20 protein-coding genes and 1 tRNA gene are annotated in these 24,953 nt (G+C 64.0%); 10 read left to right on the top strand and 11 right to left on the bottom strand.

Translation table 11 applies throughout. The features are described 5' to 3' along the window. Positions 1 to 32: 32 nt before the first annotated feature. From GA0061098_RS08335 to GA0061098_RS08325, 3 genes are all read right to left on the bottom strand, one after another. Entirely contained in the window at positions 33 to 980 is a 948-nt protein-coding gene (locus GA0061098_RS08335) for a fatty acid desaturase (protein WP_091955884.1), read from the bottom strand. Continuing rightward, on the bottom strand, positions 977 to 2,005 hold the full coding sequence (locus GA0061098_RS08330; protein ID WP_091956034.1) for an alpha/beta fold hydrolase: 1,029 nt from the start codon (positions 2,003 to 2,005) through the stop codon (positions 977 to 979). The genes GA0061098_RS08335 and GA0061098_RS08330 overlap by 4 nt, the downstream gene beginning before the upstream one ends. A gap of 155 nt (positions 2,006 to 2,160) precedes the next feature. Then, on the bottom strand, positions 2,161 to 2,964 hold the full coding sequence (locus GA0061098_RS08325) for an MBL fold metallo-hydrolase (RefSeq protein WP_091955883.1): 804 nt from the start codon (positions 2,962 to 2,964) through the stop codon (positions 2,161 to 2,163). Between the two features lie 173 nt (positions 2,965 to 3,137). Between GA0061098_RS08325 and GA0061098_RS08320 the strand changes: the two genes are divergently transcribed. Together GA0061098_RS08320 and GA0061098_RS08315 are read left to right on the top strand one after the other, a co-directional pair. Then, entirely contained in the window at positions 3,138 to 4,340 is a 1,203-nt protein-coding gene (locus GA0061098_RS08320; RefSeq protein WP_091955882.1) for an MFS transporter, read from the top strand. 130 nt (positions 4,341 to 4,470) lie between these two features. Then, complete coding sequence (locus GA0061098_RS08315) at positions 4,471 to 5,484, top strand: helix-turn-helix transcriptional regulator (RefSeq protein WP_245323189.1); 1,014 nt, start codon at positions 4,471 to 4,473, stop codon at positions 5,482 to 5,484. Positions 5,485 to 5,521: 37 nt separating this feature from the next. Here the strand turns inward: GA0061098_RS08315 and GA0061098_RS08310 are convergent, their stop codons facing one another. Both GA0061098_RS08310 and GA0061098_RS08305 read right to left on the bottom strand, forming a co-directional pair. Beyond that, positions 5,522 to 7,135 (bottom strand): acyl-CoA synthetase, encoded by a 1,614-nt coding sequence (locus GA0061098_RS08310; protein WP_091955880.1) that lies wholly within the window; start codon positions 7,133 to 7,135, stop codon positions 5,522 to 5,524. A gap of 54 nt (positions 7,136 to 7,189) precedes the next feature. Next, positions 7,190 to 7,957: a FadR/GntR family transcriptional regulator gene (locus GA0061098_RS08305; protein ID WP_091956033.1), complete on the bottom strand. Its 768-nt coding sequence runs from the start codon at positions 7,955 to 7,957 to the stop codon at positions 7,190 to 7,192. Between the two features lie 166 nt (positions 7,958 to 8,123). On the opposite strand from GA0061098_RS08305, the gene GA0061098_RS08300 reads away from it, so the two are divergent. Then, on the top strand, positions 8,124 to 9,329 hold the full coding sequence (locus GA0061098_RS08300) for an ABC transporter substrate-binding protein (RefSeq protein WP_091955879.1): 1,206 nt from the start codon (positions 8,124 to 8,126) through the stop codon (positions 9,327 to 9,329). Positions 9,330 to 9,362: 33 nt separating this feature from the next. Here GA0061098_RS08300 and GA0061098_RS08295 read toward each other — a convergent pair whose 3' ends face one another. The 3 genes from GA0061098_RS08295 to GA0061098_RS08285 all read right to left on the bottom strand — a co-directional run bounded on the left by GA0061098_RS08295 (position 9,363) and on the right by GA0061098_RS08285 (position 14,469). Continuing rightward, entirely contained in the window at positions 9,363 to 9,851 is a 489-nt protein-coding gene (locus GA0061098_RS08295) for a DUF2059 domain-containing protein (protein ID WP_091955878.1), read from the bottom strand. Positions 9,852 to 9,880: 29 nt separating this feature from the next. Next, complete coding sequence (locus GA0061098_RS08290; protein WP_091955877.1) at positions 9,881 to 11,095, bottom strand: OpgC domain-containing protein; 1,215 nt, start codon at positions 11,093 to 11,095, stop codon at positions 9,881 to 9,883. A gap of 317 nt (positions 11,096 to 11,412) precedes the next feature. Next, complete coding sequence (locus GA0061098_RS08285; RefSeq protein ID WP_091955876.1) at positions 11,413 to 14,469, bottom strand: ATP-binding protein; 3,057 nt, start codon at positions 14,467 to 14,469, stop codon at positions 11,413 to 11,415. Positions 14,470 to 14,733: 264 nt separating this feature from the next. Here GA0061098_RS08285 and GA0061098_RS08280 point away from each other — a divergent pair, with 264 nt between their 5' ends. Further along, complete coding sequence (locus tag GA0061098_RS08280) at positions 14,734 to 15,225, top strand: hypothetical protein (protein WP_091955875.1); 492 nt, start codon at positions 14,734 to 14,736, stop codon at positions 15,223 to 15,225. A gap of 347 nt (positions 15,226 to 15,572) precedes the next feature. Here the strand turns inward: GA0061098_RS08280 and GA0061098_RS08275 are convergent, their stop codons facing one another. Beyond that, positions 15,573 to 16,472: an alpha/beta fold hydrolase gene (locus tag GA0061098_RS08275; RefSeq protein ID WP_091955874.1), complete on the bottom strand. Its 900-nt coding sequence runs from the start codon at positions 16,470 to 16,472 to the stop codon at positions 15,573 to 15,575. A 236-nt stretch (positions 16,473 to 16,708) separates the two neighbouring features. Between GA0061098_RS08275 and GA0061098_RS08270 the strand changes: the two genes are divergently transcribed. Next, complete coding sequence (locus GA0061098_RS08270) at positions 16,709 to 17,404, top strand: DUF899 family protein (protein WP_091955873.1); 696 nt, start codon at positions 16,709 to 16,711, stop codon at positions 17,402 to 17,404. A gap of 352 nt (positions 17,405 to 17,756) precedes the next feature. After that, on the top strand, positions 17,757 to 18,668 hold the full coding sequence (locus GA0061098_RS08265) for an NmrA family NAD(P)-binding protein (protein WP_091955872.1): 912 nt from the start codon (positions 17,757 to 17,759) through the stop codon (positions 18,666 to 18,668). A gap of 73 nt (positions 18,669 to 18,741) precedes the next feature. Here GA0061098_RS08265 and GA0061098_RS08260 read toward each other — a convergent pair. Beyond that, positions 18,742 to 18,818, bottom strand: a tRNA-Met gene (locus GA0061098_RS08260). Between the two features lie 369 nt (positions 18,819 to 19,187). Here GA0061098_RS08260 and GA0061098_RS08255 point away from each other — a divergent pair. Both GA0061098_RS08255 and GA0061098_RS08250 read left to right on the top strand, forming a co-directional pair. After that, positions 19,188 to 20,564, top strand: a complete 1,377-nt coding sequence (locus GA0061098_RS08255) for a coniferyl aldehyde dehydrogenase (protein ID WP_430649255.1) — start codon at positions 19,188 to 19,190, stop codon at positions 20,562 to 20,564. Between the two features lie 125 nt (positions 20,565 to 20,689). After that, positions 20,690 to 22,288 carry a GMC family oxidoreductase gene (locus tag GA0061098_RS08250; protein WP_091955870.1) on the top strand — a complete coding sequence of 533 codons (1,599 nt, stop codon included), beginning with the start codon at positions 20,690 to 20,692 and terminating at the stop codon, positions 22,286 to 22,288. Positions 22,289 to 22,463: 175 nt separating this feature from the next. Here GA0061098_RS08250 and GA0061098_RS08245 read toward each other — a convergent pair whose 3' ends face one another. After that, on the bottom strand, positions 22,464 to 23,225 hold the full coding sequence (locus GA0061098_RS08245; protein WP_091955869.1) for an SDR family oxidoreductase: 762 nt from the start codon (positions 23,223 to 23,225) through the stop codon (positions 22,464 to 22,466). Positions 23,226 to 23,335: 110 nt separating this feature from the next. On the opposite strand from GA0061098_RS08245, the gene GA0061098_RS08240 reads away from it, so the two are divergent. Both GA0061098_RS08240 and GA0061098_RS08235 read left to right on the top strand, forming a co-directional pair. Further along, positions 23,336 to 23,848 (top strand): CvpA family protein, encoded by a 513-nt coding sequence (locus GA0061098_RS08240; RefSeq protein ID WP_091955868.1) that lies wholly within the window; start codon positions 23,336 to 23,338, stop codon positions 23,846 to 23,848. A gap of 205 nt (positions 23,849 to 24,053) precedes the next feature. Then, positions 24,054 to 24,836 carry an SDR family oxidoreductase gene (locus GA0061098_RS08235; protein ID WP_091955867.1) on the top strand — a complete coding sequence of 261 codons (783 nt, stop codon included), beginning with the start codon at positions 24,054 to 24,056 and terminating at the stop codon, positions 24,834 to 24,836. Positions 24,837 to 24,953: the final 117 nt, after the last annotated feature.

Here is a 24,953-nt window from a genome sequence, read left to right as displayed (position 1 = left end):
CGGTCGCGCTGCGGCCGGAGTTTTGCGTTTGGTTACCGGCTCTTCAGATTCCGGCGAAACCAGGCCCAGGTTTCGCGCGTCGTCTGGATGTAGCCGCGGCCGCGATAAACGATGTCGCCGTCGACGATCTCGTTCAGCTTCGGCAGCGCGTGAAACGGGATGGAGGGATAGGCGTGGTGCTCGACGTGGTAGGGCATGTTCCACGCGAACCATTTGACCACCGCGGCGGTATAGGTGGTGCGGGTGTTCTGAAAAGCGCTGCGGGTCCGCTCGCAGCCGGTATGCTCGGCATAGAGATAGGGCCGCAGGAACAACTGCCCGATAACAAGCGGGACGATCCAGACCCAGAGCAGCAGCCCTGATGAGAACCACAGCGAGAGCGCGAGCAGCAGGAGATAGACCGCGACATAGGCACGTGCCTCTCTCACGATGACGGCGCGCTTGTTTTCGGGGATCCAGGGCACGGTGACCTTTCCCGTGACCGCATGGCCGAGCGTCAGCCGGAGACGGCCGGCGACCTGGAGCAGGCCGCTATAGGCGATCGCGAGCTGCGTGTCGGATGTCGGTTTTACGCCGACGATCAGCTCGGGATCCTTGTCCGAATCCTGGGTGAAGCGGTGATGGTCCCAATGAAACAGGCAGTAATATTCGTAAGGCAATCCGATGAGGAAGGCCGAGAGATACCCGACGACGAGGTTGAGGCTGCGGCTCCTGAACGCGGTCTTGTGCGCGGTCTCGTGCACCGCCATGAACAGGAAGGCGACGACATAGCCCTGCACCGCCATCAGCGGCAGCGCCCAGAGCACGCCCCACGTCGACGAAATCTTCCAGATCAGCGCGCCCACCAGCGCGATCACGCCATAATGGCCAAGGCTCTGCGCCGCGCCTCTGAGATCGGAGCGGACCGACAATTCGCGCAGCAGGGCCGGCGTCAGCGGCTTCAGGCGGTGGCCGGACTCTGAAACGGCGGTGTCGGTCATGATCGGTTGCCTGCCTGCTTGCCGAGTAGGTCCGCGATTTCGGCCTTGATGAAGGCCTGGTCGCGCGGATTGCCGACGGGATTGCCGGCGCGATGGCCATGCAGCGACGGGATCGGATGCAGCACGGCGGATTTCGCGTTGACCTGCCGGCCGAGCTCGTCCTCGTTGTCGCGGACATCGAAATAACGGTCGGTCGCGCCCGGCATCAGCAGCATGTGCGCCTTGATCGCCGCCAGCGCGCGATCGAAATCGCCAGCGAAGCTCGCGCAGCGACTGATGTCGCCATTCTGCCAGATGCCGATCTGCGCCAGCAGATCATTGGCGTCGCGCCGGGCAAACGTCGCGTCCCAGACGCGGACGAGATAATCTTCCAGCGAGGTGAAACCGGCCTCGCGCCAGAGCTCGTCGCGATAGAAGCCGTGCGACATCGCCCAGCCGGCATAGACGCGCCCCATGGCGCGGTAGCCGGCGACGGGTTTCTCGGCGAAGCGGCCGTGGCGGAAGGCGGGATCGGCGGTCAGCGCGGCCTTCACGCTCTCCAGGAAGACATGGTTATAGGGCGCGCAACGGGCGCTGCCGCAGACCACGGCTGCACGCTCGACCATATCAGGGTGCAACGCCGCCCAGTGATAGGCCTGCATGCCGCCCATCGACCAGCCATAGACGAGGGCCAGCTTTGAAATGCCGAAACGCTCGGTGAGGAGCCGATGCTGGACCGCAATCGCATCGTGATAGGTCACCTCGGGAAACGGCGCTGCGGTATTCGACGGCGAGGACGACAGGCCGTTGCCGAACAGGTTCGGGATGACGATGAAGTAGCGCGTGGGGTCGAGCAGGCCATCCGGGTCGATCAGCCACTCGGTGTCAAAATGCTGCGCGCTGAACGAGGTCGGATAGAGGATGACGTTGTCCTTTGCACCGCTCAGCGTGCCGTAGGTCTTGTAGGCAAGCTTCAGCGAAGGGAAAACGGTCCCGGACTGGAGGACAACGTCGCCAGCCTCGAAGATCTCGTAGTGCGCCGTCATGAACCGAACTCCGCTTGCGCGGCTGCAGATCGCCGCGGCTTCCACGATGCATCGATCATGCCGGGCCTGCAGCTGCGTCATTGCAGCAGATTTATAACTGTACTTGTAGTACAGTTATTCGAGACCGGCAAGATAAATTAGATCCGCTCGCCGGCTCAGGCGATGGCGGCGATGTAGCGCTCCACCGACGCCGCGAAGGCGGCCTTGGCGCCGCTAGCGATGTTGCGGCCCCACCAGGCGCCATAGATGCGATCGAAGGCGAGCGGCTCGACGGCGGCCGCAATCCGGCGCACCGCGGCTGCATTGAGCGGCATGTAGTTGGGATAGGAGTACATGAAGCTGACGAAGCGGCGGTCCATCGTTACCTGGGCGATGTCGCCGGTGAGAAGCGCGCCCCTGCCGTCCGCACTGTGCGCCGAGTGCAACATGGTGGCGCCGGCGAAATGACCGCCGGTGCGTAGCAGCAGCACATCGTCTGAGATGCGGTGGCTCTCGCCGGTCCAGTGCACGATCGAGGGATGCGGCCGCGTGACGAAAGCGCGATCGTCGGCATGCAGATAGACCGGCACGCCGCCAAAGGTATCGCTCCAGTCTGCGACCGCGCCGTAGTAATGCGGATGCGAGATCGCGATCGCCTTCAGCCCGCCGAGCGCCGCCACGTACTGGATGGCTTCATCGGTCGCGAGCGGAATGCAATCCCACATCACGCAGCCGTCGCCCTGAGGCACCAGCAGCGCGCGCTGTCCGATCGCGAAGCTCGGCTCCAGGCCGATCCCGGTGAGACCAAGATCGTCGCGTCCCACCAGTCGGTGCCCCCGCGCGAGTTCCTCGCGCGTAAGAAAGGTCTGCCCCTTCCAGTTCACGAACTGCCGTTCATCCTCGCAGATCACGCAGGAGGCGGGCGGATTTCCGCCGTTCGGGAATTGCGCGCCGCAGGTTTCGCAGGTCCAGAGAGGCATGACCAGAGCTCCGTGGGAAGGTCGCAGGATGACATTGCGACCGAGCTTTCGGCAAGATCGATGAGCGCAAGGAGACGACTGGAACCAACGCGGCGAGCGCCCGTTACGTTCAGGTCCACGCCGAAAGGATGGTCAAGAGGATCGCGACACACGAAGAGCATGTTTAGGTATCGATGACATCGCGGCCTCCCTCCTCGTCCCGTATCTGGCCTCTGTTCGCGCTCAACTTCTTCATGGCCGACATGCAGTCGGGCATTGGGCCGTTCATCGGGGTCTTCCTCCAGGAGCGCGGCTGGGCGACCGGGCTGATCGGCACCGCCATGACGATCGGCAATGTCGCGGGCATGCTGGTCACGACCCCGATCGGCGGCTTCATCGATTCCAGCCGCAACAAACGCCTGTGGGTCGTCATTCCCGGCATCTGCGTCGTTCTCGCCTCCGCCATCATCCTGATCTCACAAAACTTCTGGGCGGTGACGTTCTCGCAAGTGGCGCAATCGCTGGCGAGTGCCGCCATCGTGCCGGCGGTTACAGGCATCACGCTCGGCATCGCCAAGCAGAAGGGGTTCAACGCGCTGAACGGCCGCAATCAGGCCTTCAACCACGCCGGCAACATGGTCGGCGCGGCATTGTCCGGCTATCTCGGCTACAGGTTCGGCTATGTCGCCGTGTTCGTGCTGGCGGCCGTGTTCGGCGCCATCGCGATCGCCTGCGTGATGATGATCCCCGCCAAAGCGATCGACGACCGTGCCGCACGCGGCAGCAAGGAAGACGACTCCAAGGCTCCGCCGGATGCGATGACGATGCTGCTCAAGCACAAGGCTCTGCTCGTGCTGGCACTCGCGCTCGCGGTCTTCCACCTCGGCAATGCCGCCATTGTACCGCTCTACGGGCTTGCGGCCGTGGCCGAGGGACAGGCCAACGGCCCGAGCTTCGTCGCGACCACCGTGGTGATCGCGCAAGGCGTCATGATCGTGACCTCGCTGATCGCGATGAAGGCCGCGAGCAAGCGCAACTATTGGCCGGTGATCCTGGTGTCCTTCATGTTCTTGCCCGTCCGCGGCGTGCTGGCCTTCTTCGTGACGGGATGGTGGGGCGTCATACCGATGCAGGTGCTCGACGGTATCGGCACCGGCCTGCAGACGGTCGCCGTTCCCGGCATGGTCGCGCGCGCGCTGAACGGCAGCGGCCGCATCAATCTCGGCCAGGGCGCCGTGATTACGGTGCAGGGCATCGGCGCCAGCCTCAGTCCCGCGCTCGGCGGCTGGATCGCGCAATGGATCGGCTACGGGCCGACCTTCCTGCTGCTCGGCGGCTTCGGGCTCGCCTCAATGGCGCTGTGGCTGGCCTTCGGGGCGGCAGTGAAGAAATACTGAGGCTCACCGCCACCCGAACGCCACGGCGCGACGTGCTTTTGCAGTCCACGCACACGGGGACTGCGGCACCTAGTCGCGGTCTCTGCGCGCCGTTGCGAGTGGCTTATCACGCAATCGGCCGCTTTTGCCGTTGCGGCGCAGCGGCCTGACGATACAACCTGCCGTAAACCGTCAACACCTGCCCTTCCGATCGATGATCCAGCCACAACTCTCATTCGATGGCGACCCGAATGGCCCGGCCTATGAAAGATGGCGCGAGCAGTTTTGCCGTCAGGTGGCCAACGTCGATTTCGTGCAGGTCGGAGACGGGCGTGTTCACCGAACCATTGCGCCGGCGATTCTTCCCCGCATCAGGCTCTCGGCCTCGTTCGGCACGCCAATGTCTTTCGTGTCATTGGGCACGAACGACGAATTGATCATTACGATGTCGCCCAATTCGGCGCTCAGCGGGGCCATGGGAAAACGACCGCTGGAGATCGCCGCGGGCGACGTTACGATCGGCGATCCCTCGATCAAGGGCGCCCACATCACTCAGACAGGGTTTGGCAATTTCCAGACGGCGCTGTTGCCGCGCAAGGCGCTGCTGCGCGCGTGCCCGAATGCTGAGGATTTGATTGCACGCTCGATCCCCGGCGCCAATCCGATCACATCGATGTTCCTGCGCTATTATGATCTCGCGCATGAGCATGCCGACAAGCTCGACCCCGCGGAGCTGGACGCGGTCTCGCAGCACCTGTTCGACCTTTCGGTGCTGATGATCGGAGCGCGCGGCGATGTCGCCGAAGAGGCCCGAATGCGCGGCCTGGCGGCAGCGCGTCTCGAAACCCTCAAGTCCGACATCCTGGCGCAGCTTGACAGCCCCGCGCTGTCGCTCACCGTCCTTTCAGCCGCGCACCGGGTCAGCCCGCGCACGATCCAGCTGCTGTTCGAGCAGGCCGGCATCACCTATAGCGGCTTCGTGCTGGAACAGCGCCTGCTGCGTGCCGAACGTCTGCTGCGAAATCCCGCCATGCACGTGCGCAAGATCATCGAAATCGCGCATCTCGCGGGCTTTCACGACGTATCCTACTTCCATCGCGCATTCCGCCGCCGCTTCGGACAGACGCCCGACGACGTCAGGAAGCTGGCCGGCGACGCCGGCTAGCGAACTCGATCATGACGCAGCCAAAAGCCGCCCGGCCTTACGCGCCAAAATTCTTCTGGATCGCCTTGTCGAGCGTCTCGCCGCCGACGAAGCGCTGGCGCAGCTCGCGCTTGAGCAGCTTGCCGCTGGGATTCTTCGGCAAGGCATCCACGAAGATGACGCGCTTGGGCACCTTGAAATGCGCCATCTGACCGGCGCAGTGCTTGATGACGGCGTCCTCGTCCAGCTTTTCACCGCTCTTGACCACGACGATGGCGGTGACCGCCTCGATCCAGCGCGGATCGGGCAGACCGACGACGGCAACCTCGGAAACCGCCGGGATACGATACACCATCTCCTCGACCTCGCGGCTGGCGACATTCTCGCCGCCGGTCTTGATCATGTCCTTGACGCGGTCGACCACGGTGATGTGGCCCTCTTCGTCGACGGTGGCGAGATCGCCGGAGTGAAACCAGCCGCCGGTGAATGCTGCCGCAGTCTTCACGGGATCGTTGTAATAGCCGGACAATAGATGCGGCGAACGGTGCACGATCTCGCCGACCTCGCCGACCTCAACGTCTTCCATTGACGTGTTGACGACGCGCGTCTCGACATTGAGCACCGGCTTTCCCGCCGAGCCTGCCTTGCGCAGCTGGTCCTCCGGCCGCAGCACGGTCGCGAGCGGCGCGATTTCGGTCTGACCGTAGAAGTTCCAGAATTTTACGGCGGGCAGGCGGCGCTGAAGCTCGAGCAAAACTTCCACAGGCATGATCGAGGCGCCGTAATAGCCCTTCTGCAGGGACGACAGGTCGGACTTGTCGAAATTCGGCGAGCGCAGCATCGCGATCCAGATCGTCGGCGGCGCGAAGAAGGAGGTGATCTTGTGGGCCTGGATCAGGGCCAGGATGTTGTCGGCTGTCGGCTTGCCCGTGATGACGCCGGAGGCGCCGAGATAGACTTGTGGCCCGAGGAACACGTCCAACTGGGCGCAGTGATACAGCGGTAGCGCGTGCAGGAACTTGTCGTCCACGCTCATGCCGCCGTCGATGATACAGCTGACATACTGCCACATCACCGCTTCATGGGTCAGCATCGCACCCTTGGGCAGCGATTCGGTGCCTGAGGTGTAGACGATCTGCGCGAGATCGCGGCTATCGACCGAGGCTTCCAGGAACGAGCCGTCGGAATGAAGCAGGTCGTCGAAGGTGGTGAGGCCCGCCGGCGCCGACGCGGGATCCTCGCCCGGCAGCCAGATCATTTTTTCGACCGCACAGTCTTTCGCGCTGGCGGCCTTCGCCGGCTCGACGAAATCGGGACCGGTCGCGAGCAATTTTGCCCCGGAGCTCTTCAGGATGAAATTAATCTCGTCCGGATTGAGCATGAAGTTGATCGGCACCAGAACCGCGCCAATCCGCGCCACTGCGAAGCGCAGCGCGGCGAAGGCGTGCGAATTGCGCGACAGCACCGCGAGGCGGTCGCCCTTCTTCACGCCGAGCCCGAGCAGACCACGGCCGAGCCGGTTGCAGATCGCGTCCATCTCGGCAAAGGTCCAGCTCACATCCCCGCAGCTCACCGCGAGCTTGTTCGGATCGCGGCCTGCCGAGCGGCGCAGGAGATCGCCGATGGAATGCTCGCGTGCCTTCGCAATGGTGGCTGCGGTGTCGCCGGTCATGTGTCCCTCCGTGTGGTGTCTTTGTTTGTTGGATTTCTTGCTTGATATCTTGCGTTATCTTCGCCGGGCCGCCTGCGCGTGCTCCATGTACATGTGCTCGACCGAGCGATCGAGCGAAGCAATCTTCTCGAAGCCGCGGCGCCAGTCCTGCAAATGCCGGCGCGTCCAGAGCACGCCGGCCTCGCGATCGCGGCGGCGGATCGCGTCGATGAGATGGCGGTGCGCCGCGACGAGACGCGGGCCGCCTTCGGCGACACCGGTCACGATCATCTCGGTGGTCGGATAGAACAGCTGCGCCGCGGGCTCGCGCGCGAGCTGGAGCACGCGGTTCTGCGAGGCTTTTGCGACCAGCACGTGGAATTCGGCATCGCATTCGGCGAGCATCGCGGGACTGCCAACGGCGGCTTCGCTGCGCGCGAGATTGCCGGCGAGCTCGGCGAGGTTCTCCTCGCTCGCCCGTTCCACCGCGCCCTCGATGCTGGCGACCTCGAGCGTCATCGAGGCCTCGTAGAGCTCGCGGAAGGTGACCTCGTGCAGGACCAGGGCGCGGCTGAGACGGCTTGCGAGCTTGCTGTAGCGCGGCAGGCAGGCGTGCAAGCGGCGCGAGGAATCGCGGCTGATCAGCCCGCCCTCCTCCAGCACACGGATGCCCTCGCGAATGGTCGAGCGATTGACGCCGAACTGGCGGACCAGATCGTGCTCGGTGCCGATGGGATCGCCGGGCTTGATGCGGCCATTGACGATCTCGCGCTCGATGGCGTCGGCGACCTTCTGATAGGCCGGCGCGATATCTATCGGTCGGAACAGCGGCGCGATGGGCAAATCGGCCTCCAATGGTGATTGTCGGACAAAGTATAGGCGCCGACGGGCGGGTGCGTCAAACTACGTCATTTATAACATCTACAGAGGAAATTGACTCCGCCGGAACCCCGCTCTAGCTTTGTCGGACAAAGGGACAGAATAGTCCCGCTCAAGAGGAAACGTATCCATGAGACCCATCGCAGCACTCGTGTCTGCGGCCGGCTTGCTGTCGGCTGCCCTGATCACCCCTGCCTCGGCCCAGCAGGCGCCGCTCAAGATCGGCGTGCTCTCCGACTTCTCCTCCGTCTATTCCGACATCGGCGGCATGGGGAATGTCGAGGCGACCAAAATGGCGATCGAGGATTTCGGCGGTCAGATGTTCGGCAAGCCGATCGACATGGTCAGTGCCGACGTGCTCAACAAGCCCGACGTCGCCTCCACCATCGCACGCAAATGGTGGGAGACCGAAGGCGTCGACATGATCATCGACCTGCCGACCTCGGCGACCGCGCTCGCGGTGATGGAGCTGTCGAAGCAGTACGAGAAGATCATGATCGTGACGGATGCGGCCAGCTCCGACATCACCGGAAAATCCTGCTCGCCCTACACCGCGCACTGGACCTACGACACCTATGCCAACGCGCACACCGTCGGCAGCGCCATCGTCAAGAACGGCGGCGACACCTGGTTCTTCCTCACCGCCGACTACGTGTTCGGCCATTCGGTCGAGCGCGATACCGGCGATGTCGTGAAGGCCGCGGGCGGCAAGGTGCTGGGCAGCGTCAAGCATCCGCTCAATACAGCCGATTTCTCCTCGTTCCTGCTCCAGGCCCAGGCTTCCAAGGCCAAGATCATAGGCCTCGCCAACGGCGGCGGCGACACCATCAATGCGATCAAGCAGGCCGGCGAATTCGGCATCGTCGCCGGCGGCCAGAACCTTGCCGCGATCGTGATGTTCATCTCCGACGTGCACAGCCTCGGCTTGAAGCTCGCGCAAGGCCTGATCATCACCGAGGCCTATTACTGGGATCTCAACGACAAGACCCGCGCCTTCGGCAAGCGCTTCCTCGAGCGCGTCAAGCGCATGCCGACGATGAACCAGGCCGCGACCTACAGCGCGACGCTGCATTACCTCAAGGCCGTGCAGGCTGCCGGCACCAGGGACACCAAGACGGTGATGGCGAAGATGCGCGAGCTGCCGGTGAAGGATGCTTTCACGGACAATGGCGTGCTGCGCGAGGACGGCCGCATGGTGCATAGCATGTACCTGTTTCAGGTGAAGAAGCCCGAGGAATCCAAGGGTCCGTGGGATTACTACAAGCTGCTCGCCGAGGTGCCCGCGGACCAGGCGTTTCGGCCCCTGAAGGATGGCGGCTGCCCGCTGGTGAAGTGAGGCTCGCCGCGCGCGAGCCAGACAACGCACAGCCTACAGCTTGTGTCCCTTCTGGCGCAGCGCCTCGATCAGGCGCTGCTTCAACTCGTCGGCGGCCTTCTGGCTGACGTCCTGGCCGATCTGCGCACTCGCCTGCGCCAGCGCATCCGACTTCTCCAGGAACTTTCGGCCCGCCGGCTGGGCATAGAACGCCTCGATCTGGCGCAGCTCGTCCACCGTGAAGCTTTGGGCATAGAACGCCGCGATCTGCTCGACCATGGACGCTACGAACGGAGCATAGATCTCGGAGCCGGGTGCCGTCACCGCATCGTAGTCGCGCTCGATCTCCGGCCTGTCCTGCGCAACCACGGGCCGGAGCTTGAGCAGGAGCTGCGGCAGCAATGCACGATACTGATCGGCGATCTTCAAGGTGACGACGAGCTTGCGTGCCGCGCTCATCGCCTCCGGCGACGGCGCCTGCGCCGATGCACCGCAGACGAGAAACAGGAGAGCGCCGGCGATCGTCAACAAACGTTTGGACATTGGGCTCTCCAGGACATGCGGACGATGCTTCAGCGGCTCGCGGGAGCCGCGCCGGCGGTCGCGGCCTGCGCGCTCTCGACCATCTCCGGCTCCTCGACCTCCGTCACCTTCACGAACAGGTTCGGCACGCGCTCGGCGCGGTCGAGCAGCCAGGCCGCGCCGACCATGATGACGATGCCGATGATGGAGACGGCGAACTGCTCCCAGACGCCCTTGGTGTATTGCGTCAGGATCCAGTGCGCCGAGAACGACAGGAACACACCGAGACAGAAGATCGGCAGCGAATGCTGGCCGCAGAGGATCACGGGGCGCAGCCAGACCCCATGCAGCGCCCGCCATTTGCGCGAGAGGAAGTGGGTGACCCAGATTGCCAATGCCAGGAAATGCGTGAAGCGCAGCATGTCGAGGTCGGTCTTGTCGATGGGGTAGATCGCCTTGATCATCCATTTCGGGATCAGCGCCTCGAGCGCGGGGACGTGCCAGGTCATCACGATCAGCAGCGCGAACACCAGCCAGGCCGCGGCCAGACCCATCGCCGCTTTCGACCACACCCATCTGGCGACCTTGTCGATCTGGCCGACGCCGCACCAGGCCGCGAACACGAACATCAGCTGCCAGCAGAACGGATTGAAGTACCACGTCGTGCCGGGCGGATAGGAGGCGACGTTCCAGTTGAACCAGCGCGCCAGCACGTAGAGCACGACCGAGCCGGCGAGCGTCAGGTTCGGCCGGCGCACCAGGCACCAGACGATGAAGGGCGAGGCGAGCACCAGCGTGATGTAGAGCGGCAACACGTCGAGATTGACCGGCTTGTATTTCAGCACGATCGCCTGCCCGATCAGCTCGTCCGGATGCGCCAGGAAGTTGAATACGTTGAACTCGTGCTGGTACATCGGATTGTCGAAGCGACGCGCGGTGCGGGCGATCTGCGCGGTGAACAGCAGGAACAGCATGATGTGCGCGACATACAGCTCGGCCGCACGCCGCCACAGCCGCTTCGCTGCGGCGAGAAACCAGCCGCCGGCGACGATCGGTCCGTAGATCCAGCCGACCAGATAGCCGGAGATGAAGACGAAGAATTCGGCGGCATCGCTGAAGCCGTAATTGCGCAGCGTCAGCCAGGCCACGACGTCGTGCGGGATGTGGTCGAGGAAGATCATCCACAGGCCGATGCCGCGGAAGAGATCGAGCCTGAGGTCGCGCTCGACCGGCGCCAACAAAGCTGACTGGTCCCGTGTGATCATGGCCCCGCCTCATCCGGTAGGCGTCGCGCCATCGCGGCGCCGGCAAAATGCGATGCTAAAAAATCAAGATCAAAAGTCACCTGGCCCTGCGGCTAGTCACCGACGGTAGCCCACCTTGGCGTCCGCGCAAGGGCTTCGTCACTGCGGTGAGCGGGGCTGCCTCTCGCAGCCATCCGGAGGCGGCGCCCGACCAATTATGTCGAAAACAACCCCATGCACAGTAGCTAACCCCTTGTGCTACCTACGAGATTCATTCGGCATTCTGGGCCGACGGTTCGGTCCGCAGCGACAAGGTGCAGACCCGGCGGGACGCGGCGTCAGATGAGCTCGCTGCCCTGGGCGAGCACCTCGGTCAGCATCGCCTCGGCCTTGCGCTGGAGTGGCAGCGCGCCGCTTTCGGAGGCGATCGCGATGGCCGCGCGCAGCGCAGTAAGGATGGCCGCCCTGCTCTCCGTACTGGAGGCGGGCGTCACAACGGCTTCGCCGAACAAGGCCTCGGCCTCGAGGCCCGAAAACCCCTGCTGGCGGGCGGTGTTGCGCGCCTCGCGCAGCATGTTCTGCGCAGCCCTGACATCGCCGAGGCGGCAGGTCGCGAGCGCAAGGTAGATCGAGCTACGCAGCACCGCCGAGGTGTAGCCGACCGCCTTGGCCTCCTCGCGCGCCTCGGTCAGCATGCCGCGCGCCCGGTCGAACAGGCCCTGCTCCAGATAGGCCATGCCGAGGTGGCAGGCGAGCACCGGCACGAACAGGCGGATGCCGTGCTTCTGCGCCAGGACAAACCCGTCTTCGAGGATGGCGGCGGCCGCCGCCGGGTCGCCCCGGCCGAGCATCAGCCAGCCGCCGCTATAGGCGGCGGCGACGCGGTCGTAGGGACGGCCGGTCTCCTCGGCGATCGCGGCGGCCTGTTGCTGGAGCTGCTCAGCGGCGTCGAGCTCACCCATGACGGTGTGGGTGATGCCGTTCATCATGCAGCAGAGGAGGAGCAAGGATCGTGGAGTCGTGCCAATCGGGGCACTCGATGCCGAGCCCACGAGACCGGCACGTGCCGCGGCCAGCATCTTCTCGGCGCTTTGATAGCGGCCGCAGAGAAAATAGGCCTGCCCAAGACCATATTGCGCGAGATTACGCCAGCCGGGATTGCCTGAGCTTTCCGCCAGACGCACGACCTCTTCTCCGATCGCGACAGCTTCGACCGGCGTTCCGTAGAAGTTCTGCGCGCCCGCTCTCACGGTCATGGCCGCGATCTTGCGCCCGATGTCGTCGATTGCATCGGCGCGCCGTTCGGCTTCGCGTCCCAGATCCAGGGCTTCGGCGACGCGCCCCGATCCGGCAAAGGCCAAGCGCGCCTCCATCCGGAGATCGATGGCGTCCGCTTCTCGCGCTTGCGTCACCGGGGTCTTGTCGAGAGACCCCATTGCGATCTCGAAATAGTCGACCGCGTCGGCATAGGCTGAGCGCACCAGACATTTTCGAGCGGCGCTTCTGCCATGGTGAAACGCCTTGTGCCAATCCTTCGCCCTCGTCGCGTGATAGCAGAGCGCGTCCGGCCCGTCGTTCGATGCCTCGTCGTCCTCGAGCGCTGCGAGGATGCTGGCATGGATGCTTTCGCGCACCTTTTGGACCATGGAATCGTAGGTCACTTGCCGGACCATCTCGTGCCGAAATTCGAGCGAGTCCTCCAACTCGCTATCGATCCTGACGAGCAGTTCGGCCCGGTCGAGCGCGGTGAGGCAATCCTGCAGCACGCCTTCCGGCAAGGCCGCGATCTTCCGAAGCAGGGCCTGGTTTGTCCGGGGACCAAACGCCGCGGCGATCTGCAGGAGCGATCGTTCCTGTCGTGACACGCGATCGAGCCGCGCCGCGATCACACCTTGAATGCTGGTGGGAATGCCGAGTTCTTCCACGGGACGCGCAAGAGACAGGTCGCCCCATTGACCGAGGAGCATGCCGCTATCCTTCAGACTGCGGCAGACTTCCTCGATGAACAGCGGAACGTTGGCGGTATGGGAGATGATCCGGTTTTTCAGATCCGCGTTGGTGGTGGCGGGGCCGAGCATTTCGGCGAGCATGGCCAAGCCCGAATCGTCGTCGAGGGGCCGCATGGCCACGATCTCTGCGTGACAGCGCGCAATCCACACCGGCATCCCGTTGGGCCGCGTGGTCAGCAGCACGAGCAAATCGGGACATTGCAGCGCGGAGAGAGTGGCCATGACCGTATCGCTGGCCCGATCGATCCAGTGCAGGTCCTCGATCAGAAGGATCGTGCGCTGACGACGGGCGATGCTCTCGACGATCGCGCAGCTCGCATCTGAAATCGCGCGCCCGCGCGCGTGCGGCTCCAGTTCGTCCCATTGCGGATCGGAGATCGGCAGGTCCAGGACCGCCTCGATGGCTCGCTGCTGCACGGCCGGCAACGCCCCTCTGGGATCATCCGCCCTGGCCTGATCCCTTGCGGCCGACTCGAAGATAGACAGCAACAATCGCTTGAGGGCGCTGTACGGCGCGCCCTGGAGATTCGGGCTGCACTCGGCATCGATCAGCCGCCAGCCGCTGGCGCGAAGGTCCTGCGCGAACTCGTGCGCAAGCCGCGACTTTCCGATGCCCGCGTCACCCATGAGCAGAACGGTCTGGCGGCTGGCGCTGACCCTTTCGGCCGCACGCCACAGCAAGGCCCGCTCCGTCGTGCGGTCGACAAATCGGGAAACACTGCGCGCACGCCGGACCCGCCAGCTCGAAAGATCGCTCGCGCCCATGACCCGGTACACAGGCATCGGCTCGCCGAAACCGCGGAGTGTCTTGCGGCCCAGGAATTCGAAGCGGACGTGTCCATCCGCGAGCTTCTGACAGGCCTCAGAGACGTAGACCTGGTTCGCTTCGGCCGCCGCTTCCAGCCGCGCGGCCAGATGCTGGGCGGCCCCGCCGATCTCATAGACCTTGGAAAATTCGCTGGCGACCATGTAGGCGACCACATGGCCCGAGTGGAGCCCGACCCGGACCTGAAGACCGGGATCGCCCAGGCTGCCAACACGCCGGACGAGCTCGATGGCCGCGTGGCAGGCGAGCGGCGCGTGATTGTCGTCGGCGATCGGGGCACCGAACACGGCGGCCAGCCCGTCTCCCAGCTCCTTGCTGACGATGCCACCGAACTGGCGCACCGCGCCTCTCATCGCCGCGAGAGCCGGCTCAAGGCGCGACACCGCGGCCTCCGGCTCCAGCTCGGCGACAAGTCCTGTGGAATCGACGACGTCGGCGCGCAAAATGGTCACGAACCGCCGTTCGCTGTCGGGCTCAACGCGCTCGCGGACCGCCGCTCCGCATTTGGAGCACCAGCTGTCGCCCGGACCGATTGCCGACTGACACGCGAAGCAATTCATTCCAGCGCCTTCAAACGACTGCCTCAGCAGTCTTCGCTACCCGCGCCCACGAGACGTTCGGCTTACATTACCAATAGGGGACTGCATGGCAATTAGGCTTGCGGGATACGCGACCTTACCGGATGGTAGCTCGCTGGACGAAGTACAGTCGTGGGTGGTAGCGTGCCCGCACACAACAAATTGTGTGATCGGCCGCCGCATCGCGCGTATTTGCGGCCAGACGCTACGGTTTTTGACAAACAAACATATCGAGGGAAAGAGGCGATGGCCGGACTGGTATATAGCGGCAAGGCATTTCGAGACTTGATGAACGCCAATTACTATCCCCTGGCGAACATGAAAAAGAGCGTCGCCAAGCTGAAGGCATCCGACGACATCGACCTGCCGACCCTGGAATACGGCCAGTACCATTTGATCTTGAACCCGCCGTCGAGGTGGCCGCAGGGCAGCGCCAAGTACTGGCACAAGGAGAAGGGCCGCGCCCGCGTCGACCTCAGCACCCAGCCGAACACGGTCCCGCTCTCCAGGGACGAGCCCGGCGTCATCCCGCTGACACGATGTGACCTGCTCGATGCCTGCGTGCGGAAATGCTTCAACTCCGAGCCGCCGATCCCGATGAAGACGAAGATCATCACCCACGCGGCAAGCGATGCCTATGCCCATCGACACGAGATCCGGTTGGAGTGGGAATACAAGAAAGGCTCGGACAAGCCGGCGCTGCTGAACCTGACGATGGTCTGTCCGTATCGATCCTGATCTGCAGACGCAACCGGCTTCGATCGTCGCCCGCGCGCTTGAGGTGCGCGGGCGTTTTGTTTGCAAGGGCCGCGCGCGCGTCGCGCCCGTCCCACCTCCCGTCATGGGCCTGTCGTAGCAAGATGATCCGCTGCCGTTCGCTCGCCCGCGCGGGTCGCCGCCTCAAGGGAGCGACCGCGCCGGTTTGAGAGGAGCGGCCGATTCCCGTTGGACTCTTGGACGTCGAAGGCACCATCGAGGTCGGCCAGTTCTGGCCGGAGGGGCGGTCGGACGCCGACACCACCGAGGTCGTGGTGAGCATCGCGCCGGACGCGAGCGAGCCATCTTCGCAGGTTGCGGACGGGCGACTAGCTATCGCTCCCGAAGAACCGATTCAGCTCATGGGCCGTCTGCTGCGGAATATCCTCCGGAAAGAAGTGCCCGCCATCGAGCGGCTTTCCTTGCACGTCATCGGCCCAGGTCCGCCATAGCCCCAAGGGGCCGCCCTCGCTCGCATACCAGGAATTCAACGGGCCGCGGCCGCTCCAGAGGATCAGGACAGGGCAATCAATCCGGCGGCCGGAATTGCGATCCGCCAGATCGTGCTCATGATCGATCGTCGCCGCCGCGCGATATTCCTCGCAGATCGCGTGAACATGCGCCTCATCGCGCAACGCCTCGACATAGGACGTCCGGACGGCCTGACTGAAACTGTCTGCTCGCGACCCCCAGCCATGGAGCGCATTGTCGATGACGGCATCGGGAGCTGCGGACACTAGCCGCTCAGGGAGAGGTTCAGGCTGCGCGAGCAACGACCAGGGCCAATAGCCGACCGCCAGTTTCTTGTCGGTGCGCTCCCAGGCATCGGCGATCGGAATGATGTCGAGGACGGCGAGCCGTTCCACGCGTTCGCCATGGTCGAGCGCCATCCGATAAGCGACGCGGCCGCCACGATCATGGCCCACAACCGAGAAACGGTCGAAGCCAAGCCTTGCCATGACGGACACCATGTCCTTTGCCATCGCCCGTTTCGAATATGGCGCGTGGTCCGGGCTGGAGGGCGGACAAGCGCTGCGACCATATCCGCGAAGATCGGCGCAGACTACGGTGAAGTCTTGCGCGAGCAATGGCGCAACGTCTCGCCACATCAGATGCGTCTGGGGAAATCCGTGCAGCAGGAGAATGGGCGGTCCCGAACCGGCCCGACGTATGAAAATCCGCGCTTCCTCGGCCGGAACATCGGCGGCTTCGAAATCCTCGAACTTCATGGGACCAGTCCCTTCCGAACGACGGCGAATCAAGAAGCAAGTTCTATCCCGCAGTCTCATATGACGCCCGGATGCAGGTTGGGTTCCGCCGCGATATCGTGTCGTTCGAGCGACGTTGCGATGGATTTGCGGCGCACTCACTTACGCGAAGGCTTTCCGAATAAGTGAGCGGAAGTGTCGGAACGAGGCGCCACTGGACGTCTTCAGAGATATCGGCCCCAACCAGAGGTCACGCCATGGATAGTTCCATCCTGAAGCCTGCTTCCGAGCTCGCTCGCACGAACAAAGCTCATTTTCCCAACGAAAGCGCCGACTACCGCCGCGCTCGGCAAAGCCTCCTGGCCGAGGAGATCGAGCTGCGTCGTCATATCGAGCGTGTCGCTGAACTGCGCCGGGCCCTGCCGCCCGGCGGCGAGGTGAAGAAGAACTACGCGTTCGAAGGCGAGAATGGCAAAGTGAATTTCGTCGATTTGTTCGGCGGCAAGCAGACGCTCGCGATCTACAGCTACATGTTCGGCCCGCAGCGGCAGACGCCGTGCCCGATGTGCACCTCATTCATGAGCACGTGGGAGCACAAATTGCCCGACATCGAGCAGCGTATTGCGTTCGTCTTCATCGCGCGATCGCCGATCGCGCGATTGATCGAGGCAAAGAAGGCGCGTGGCTGGACACGACACAAGATCTTCTCTGACATCTCGGGGGACTACACGCGCGATTACGTCAGCGCCGAGATTGCTGATGTGCCCGGCTACAGCGTGTTCACGCAGCGCGACGGCACGATCCGGCATTTCTGGTCCGGCGAGATGGGTGCCACGATGGCCGACCCCCAACAGGACCCACGTGGCGCGCCCGACATCGATCCGCTCTGGACCATCCTCGACACCACGCCAGACGGGCGCGGCACCGACTGGTATCCAAAGCTCGCTTACTGAGCGCTTTCTGCTGTCATTGACCGCGCGTGCCGCGCAATCCGATCTGCAAAGGTCGCGTGGCAGACGATGACCTCTATAAGGTCACAAAACCCAAAACAAAGATGGCCCGCGCCATGCGGGCCATTTTCGTCTCGGATCCAGTAAAATCCGAACTTGGTCGCGGGGATGCGCACCCACCGATACCGAGGCGGCCGCACGACTTTCGCGAACGCTCTCCGAATAATTGAGAGGAGGTGTCGGAACGAGGCGCCGCCGGCAACTGTGATTTGCGCCCTTCCTATCCTACTGGGTCGATTACGGAACCATGGGCGACTCGGAATATTTATCCGATTCAGCCTTATGGAGAGCAGAAATGTTCATCGTGATCGGAGCAAACGGCCGTGTCGGCTCAGCGGTGGCGTCGACGTTGCTGAGTGCAGGTCGGCCAGTCACGGCCGTGCTTCACAGCAGCGACAACGATGCCGATTGGCGCAAACGCGGCGCACAGACCGCGGTCGTCGATGTGCGCAACACCGAAGCCCTGCGTGCGGTGTTCAGGACGGGCACCCGCGCTTTCCTGCTAAACCCGAACGCCGATGTCTCGACCGACACCGATCGTGAGGAACATGCTACTGTTCGGAGCATCGTCGCGGCAGTCGACGGATCTGGTCTTGAGAAAGTCGTCGCGGCGTCCACTTATGGCGCCCAGCCGGGCGAGCGCTGCGGGGATCTCAATATCCTCTACGATTTCGAGCAGGCGCTTGCCGCGCGATCGACACCGGCGACTATACAGCGAGGCGCCTACTACATGAGCAACTGGGACGAAATGCTCGGTGCCGCGAAGCGAGGCGTGTTGCCGACAATCATTCCGGGGGACATGAAGATCCCGATGGTCGCGCCCGCCGATCTCGGCAAAGCGGCCGCGCGCCATCTACTGGAGCGGCCCTGCGATCATGATGTACATTATGTCGAAGGACCCGAGCGCTATTCGCCGCAGGACGTAGCGGATGTCTTCGCGGCGGCGCTCGGCAATCCGGTGAAGGTCGAGGTCCTACCGCGCGATCAATGGATTGCGGCTTATCGAAAGCTGGGCTTCTCTGCCGCAGCGGCCGAGTCTTATGCGCGAATGACCGCGGTCAGCGTCGATAGCGGCTTTGCGATGTCGGCGCCCTTCGAACGCGGGAGGACCACTCTCGAAGATTATATTGGCGCGCTTGTCGCCAAGTCGCGCGGCTCGCACGCTCTGCCAGGGGGGCACGGCGCGGCTCGAGAGAGTCGACATTGAGGCTCTTCCCCCCCCAAAAAAAATGGCCCGCATCCAGCGGGCCATTTTCTCATCGGAACCGGCATTCCGAATTTGGTTGCGGGGATAGGATTTGAACCTATGACCTTCAGGTTATGAGCCTGACGAGCTACCGGGCTGCTCCACCCCGCGTTAAACACTTGCTTTGCCTTCAGTTGGATCCCGGGGATGGTTGGTTGAGGCCCGCGCTGTTCGCGTGGCTTTTCTCGTCCGTCCCAAAGGCTTCCTTGGAAGGCAACCCCGGGCAAAGCCCGTCGGGTGCGGGGGGTATGTACCAACCCGAGCTGCCTTTGGAAAGGGCCGCGGGAACGTTTTTTTCGACTTTATGACAGGGGAAGCGACCGATTTCGGCTGCATTCCTTGCACTCTTGCCAGAAGTTCCACAAAGAGCCAGCTTGCGGCAACAAGATGAGGGCTGAAACGCGCCCTTGAGGGAGGATCGCCGTGGACAAATCCCTGACGAGCGCCCCGGTCGGAGCGCTGGAGGAGGCCTTCCACGCCATGGTCGCGCGGTCGCGGGACGAGCCGCCGGCCGGCCTTGCCGAGCGGCTCGACCGGCTGGCGCGGTTGCGCGCCGTGGTCGCCGACAACGAGGAGCGTTTCCGGCAGGCGATCTCGGCCGATTTCGGCCATCGCTCGGCGGTCGAGACCACCATCGCCGAGACGATGCTGCTGTTTTCCGAGATCCGGCATGCCACAAAGCACCTCAAGAGCTGGATGGCGCCGCAGCGGGTCGCGACCGCGCTGCAATTCCTGCCCGCGCGCAACCGGCTGATGCCGCAGCCGCTCGGCGTCGTCGGCATCATCGCGCCCTGGAATTATCCGCTCCAGCTCACGCTCGCGCCCGCGATCGGCGCGCTCGCCGCCGGCAATCGCGTCCTGATCAAGCCGAGCGAGCTCACGCCGCACTTCGCAGGCCTGCTGAAGGAGACGGTCGCCGCGCGATTCGATGCGACTGAGCTGCTCGTCACCGGCATCGAGGGCGAGATCGCTGAGGCCTTTGCGCGCCTGCCGTTCGATCACCTCGTGTTCACCGGCTCGTCCCGGGTTGGGCGGCTGGTCGCGGAGGCCGCCGGGCGTAACCTGACGCCTGTTACCCTCGAGCTCGGCGGCAAGTCCCCTGCGATCATCGATGCCTCGGCCGATCTCGATGAAGCGGCCGAGCGCATCGCCTACGGCAAACTGCTCAATGCCGGGCAGACCTGCATCGCGCCGGACTACGTGCTGGCGCCGGAGCGCTCGTTGCAGGCCTTCGCCGAGAAGGTCCGCGCCCAGATGCGGCGGATGTTCGGCACCGATCCCTCAAACAAGGACTACAGCTCGATCATCTCGGACCGGCATTACGCCCGGCTCGAAGGCCTCGTCGCGGACGCGGCGCAGCGCGGCGCAAAAATCCTGCAGCCGGCGAAGGCGGACGATCCGAACTGGAAGGCGCATCGCAAATTCCCGCCGACGCTGATCGTCGGCGCAACCGACGCGATGGCGGCGATGCAGGAGGAGATCTTTGGGCCGGTGCTGCCTGTTCTGGGCTATCGCGATCCCACTGATGCCATCGCCTTCATCAACCATCGCGACCGGCCGCTCGCGCTGTACTGGTTCGGCAAGGATGGCACCGCGCGCGACGAGGTGCTGGCGCGCACCATCTCCGGCGGCGTCACAATCAACGACTGCCTGTTTCACTTCACGCAAATCAACCAGCCGATGGGCGGCGTGGGCGCATCCGGCACCGGCGCCTATCACGGCGAATGGGGCTTTCGCACGTTCAGCAAGCTGAAGCCGGTGTTCTATCGCTCCAAGTTCAACCGCCTCGCCGATCTCTATCCGCCCTATGGCGGCAAGATCGCGCGGCTGGAGAAGTTGATGCGCTTCATGTCGTAGGGGCGGCAAACACCGTCATTGCGAGCGCAGTGAAGCAATCCAGAATCCCTCCGCGGAGACAGCCTGGATTGCTTCGCTACGCTCGCAATGACGAAAACAACAAAGAACTTTCGTGGGGGAAACAAGTGACCGATACATTCGATTTCGTCGTCGTGGGCGCGGGCTCCGGCGGCTGCACGGTTGCGGGGCGGCTGTCGGAGGATGCGGCGACATCCGTCGCGTTGCTCGATGCGGGCGGGACGAACGACAATTGGCGCATCACCACACCGTTCGGGCTTGCTCTGCCTTACAAAACGGCCAACTGGGCTTTCGATACCGTACCGCAAGAGGGATTGAACGGCCGCATCGGCTATCAGCCGCGCGGCAAGGGCCTCGGCGGCTCCTCGGCGATCAACGCCATGGTCTACATCCGCGGCCACAAATGGGACTACGACCATTGGGCTTCGCTCGGCAATGCCGGCTGGTCGTATGCGGACGTGCTGCCCTATTTCAAGCGCTCGGAGAACAATTCCGATTTCGACGGCGAGTATCACGGCAAGGGCGGCCCGCTGCATGTCAATCGACTGCGCGCGGACAATCCGATCCATGATGTCTTCCATCAGGCCGCACGCGAGGCGCAGTTCCGCATTCGCGAGGACTTCAATGGTGAGGATCACGAAGGGCTCGGCAGCTATCAGGTGACGCAGCACAATGGCGAACGCTGGAGCGCGGCGCGCGCCTATGTGCATCCCCACATCGATAAGCGCGCCAATCTGCGCGTCGAGACGGGGGCCCACGCCACGAAGATCCTGTTCGAGGGCGGACGCGCCATCGGCATCGAATATATGCAGGGCAAGCAGACGAAGCGGCTGCGCGCGCGCCGCGAGGTGATCCTTGCTGGCGGCGCCTTCCAGTCACCGCAGATGCTGATGTTGTCGGGCATCGGCGATGGAGATGCGCTTGGCAAGCACGGTATTGGCGTCGTGCACCATCTGCCCGGCGTCGGGCGCAACCTGCAGGACCACCCGGATTTCGTGTTCGTCTACGCCTCCGACTTTCCGCACTTCGTTCATGCCTCGCTCGGACGGTTGCCGTCCCTGCTCCGTGCCATCCAGCGCTATCGCAGCGAACGACGCGGCCTGATGACCACCAATTTCGCCGAGTGCGGCGGCTTTTTGAAAACCCGGCCCGATCTCGACGTGCCTGACATCCAGCTCCACTTCGTCATCGCGATGCTCGACGACCACGGCCGCAAGAAGCACAAGGAGGCGGGCTTCTCGTGCCATGTCTGCCTGTTGCGGCCGAAGAGCCGCGGCAGCGTGTCCCTGAAGAGCGCCGATCCGCTCGCAGCGCCCTTGATCGATCCGAACTTTTTGGGCGAAGAGGAGGATCTCGAGAGGATGGTCGCGGGCTTCAAGACCACGCGGCGGCTGATGGAGACGCCGGCGCTGCGCGCGCTGCAGAAGAAGGACATGTTCACGTCCGACGTGCGAACCGACGACGACATCCGCAACATTTTGCGTAGTCGCGTGGACACCGTCTATCACCCCGTTGGCACCTGCAAGATGGGGACGGACGCGTTGGCCGTGGTCGATCCGGCACTGAAGGTGCACGGCGTCGAGGCCTTGCGCGTCGTCGACGCCTCGATCATGCCGACGCTGATCGGCGGCAACACCAACGCGCCGACCATCATGATCGGGGAGAAGGCGGCGGATATGATCAGGGCGGAGATGCGGGCGAGTTAGGCGATGCTGCCGCGTCATTCTCGGTGTCGTCCCCGCGAACGCGGGGACCCATAACCACAGGGAGTAGTTGTGGCGCGAGATGTTAACCCCGAGTCCTCGCCAAATTTCTCCCTGTGGCTATGGGTCCCGGATCTGCGCGCGCTTGAGGCGCGCTTGTCCGGGACGACAGCCGGGCTCAATTGAGCAGGAAACCACCGTCGACCGTGATCACGCTCCCCGTCATGTACCGCGACGCCTGTGACGCCAGTAGCAGAATCGCGCCGTCGAGATCGGACTCGGCGCCGACACGGCGCTGCGGGATGCGCTTGGCCAGGCGTTCGCCGGCCGGCGTCGACCAGAAAGCGTGGTTCATCTCGGTGTCGATATAGCCGGGCGCGAGCGCGTTGATGCGGATGTTCTGGCCGGCGAGCTCCAGCGCCATCGCCTTCGTCGCCTGGATGATGCCGGCCTTGGAGATCGCGTAGGGCGACACCGCCTTCAGGACGCCGGTGCCGAGCACGGAGGCGATGTTGACGATGTTGCCTGACTGCTTGCGGGCGATCATGCGCCGCGCGAGTTCCGTCGCGAGGAAATAGGCGCCCTTCAGATTCGCGCCAATCACCGCGTCCCAATCCGCTTCGGTCTGCTCGGTGGCGAGTTTCTCGATGGCGATGCCGGCATTGTTGATCAGCACCGTGACGGGACCGAGCGCGGCCTCTGCTGCGTCGACGGCCCGCGCGATCGAGGCCGTGTCGGTGACGTCGAGCGCGACCGCGGCGGCGCGGCCGCCCTTGCCGCGGATCTCCTCCTCCAGGCTTTTCAGCTTGTCGGCCTGACGCGCCGCGAGCGCGACGGCTGCCCCGTGGGCGGCGAGCACCCGGGCAAATTGCCGCCCCAGCCCCTGGCTCGCGCCCGTGACGAGGATGGTCTCTTTACTGACGTCAAATAGGTCTGACATTGGCGATAACCCTTACGCTCTTGGAGCCATCAATACAGACGATTTTAGCGATCTGAAACCGGAATGATCGGTCCGGCGTTCATTCGTTCCATCGAGGCCGGGTTTTGCTGATGAACAATTTCGATCTCGCCGTCTACGCCGCGCTCGCCATCGCGGTCGGATTCGGCTTCAGGACCGGCCTGCTCCGCAGCGCCATGACCATCCTCGCCTATCTGCTCGCCGCGCCGATCGCGGTCGCGCTGATGCCGCTGATCGTGCCGCAGATCGCCGGCAACCCGAATGCGCCGCTGCTGCAGAACTGGATCTGGCTGTTCGGCATCTTCGTGGTGGTCGGCATGCTGTTCGGCTATATCGGCCGCCTGGCGCTGAACGACACGATCCGCGAGGCCGGCATCGGCGACCGGCTCGGCGGCGCCGCGCTCGGCGCCGTCAGGGTCGGTCTCGTCGCCACCACGCTGGTGCTGGTGTTCGACCAGATCGTGCCGGCCAACAAACAGCCGCCTTTTCTCGCCGGCTCGCATCTGCGGCCGCTGTTCTCGACGGCCGGTCAGATGGGCTTCAAATCGCTGCCCCCGGAAGCGACCTCCGCGATCGACCGCCTCAAGCAGGAGCGGCGCATCTGAAGCGCGAGAAGATCGCGCCTTTGTTGTTTGGGCATGATCTTTTCGGAAAACCGCCACGCACTTTTCCGGATCATGCCTGCGCATTTGCATCGCCCCGCGCGGACGCGCCATGCATTTTGATGCGAGCCCATGCCTTATCAGCGGCGCCGATGTTGGCTAGAATGGATGCCATCCAAAACCTGCCTGACATTACGGGAGTGAAACAGTGGATCTTGGGATCAAAGGTCGCCGCGCCATCGTCTGCGCATCCAGCAAGGGCCTCGGCCGCGCCTGCGCCATCTCGCTGGCGGAGGCCGGCGTCGACGTCACGCTGACCGCGCGCGGCGCGGAAGCTTTGAAGAAGACGGCGGACGAGATCCGGAAAGCCTATCCTGATGTGAAGGTCACCGAGATCGTCGGCGACATCACGACGCCGGCCGGGCGCGAAGCCGTGCTGAAGGCCTGCCCCGAGCCCGACATCCTGATCAACAATGCCGGCGGCCCGCCGCCCGGCGATTTCCGCAACTGGACCCGCGACGACTGGATCAAGGCGATCGACGCCAACATGCTGACGCCGATCGAGCTGATCAAGTCGACCGTGGACGGCATGATGGCGCGCAAGTTCGGCCGCATCGTCAACATCACCTCGGCCGCGGTGAAGGCGCCGATCGACATCCTCGGCCTCTCCAACGGCGCGCGCGCCGGCCTCACCGGCTTCATCGCCGGCCTGTCGCGCAAGACCGTGATCAACAACGTCACCATCAACGGCCTGCTGCCCGGCCCGTTCGAGACCGACCGCCTGACCGGCACCGCAAAGGCCGAGGCCGACAAGCGCGGCGTCTCGGCCGAGCAGATCCTGACCGAGCGCGCCAAGCTCAACCCCGCCGGGCGCTTCGGCCAGCCCGACGAGTTCGGATATGCCTGCGCCTTCCTGTGCGGCGCCAAGGCCGGCTTCATCACCGGGCAGAACATCCTGCTCGATGGCGGCGCGTTCCCGGGGACGTTGTAAATCGCATTCGCAACGGCGCATTCCACGAAAGATCGTCATGCCCGGGCTTGTCCCGGGCATCCACATTCTTTGTTCAGCAAAGTAAGACGTGGATGGCCGGGTCAAGCCCGGCCATGA

This window comes from Bradyrhizobium shewense (assembly GCF_900094605.1).
Taxonomy (GTDB): Bacteria; Pseudomonadota; Alphaproteobacteria; order Rhizobiales; family Xanthobacteraceae; genus Bradyrhizobium; species Bradyrhizobium shewense.
This window is presented reverse-complemented; position numbering and strand designations above follow the sequence as displayed.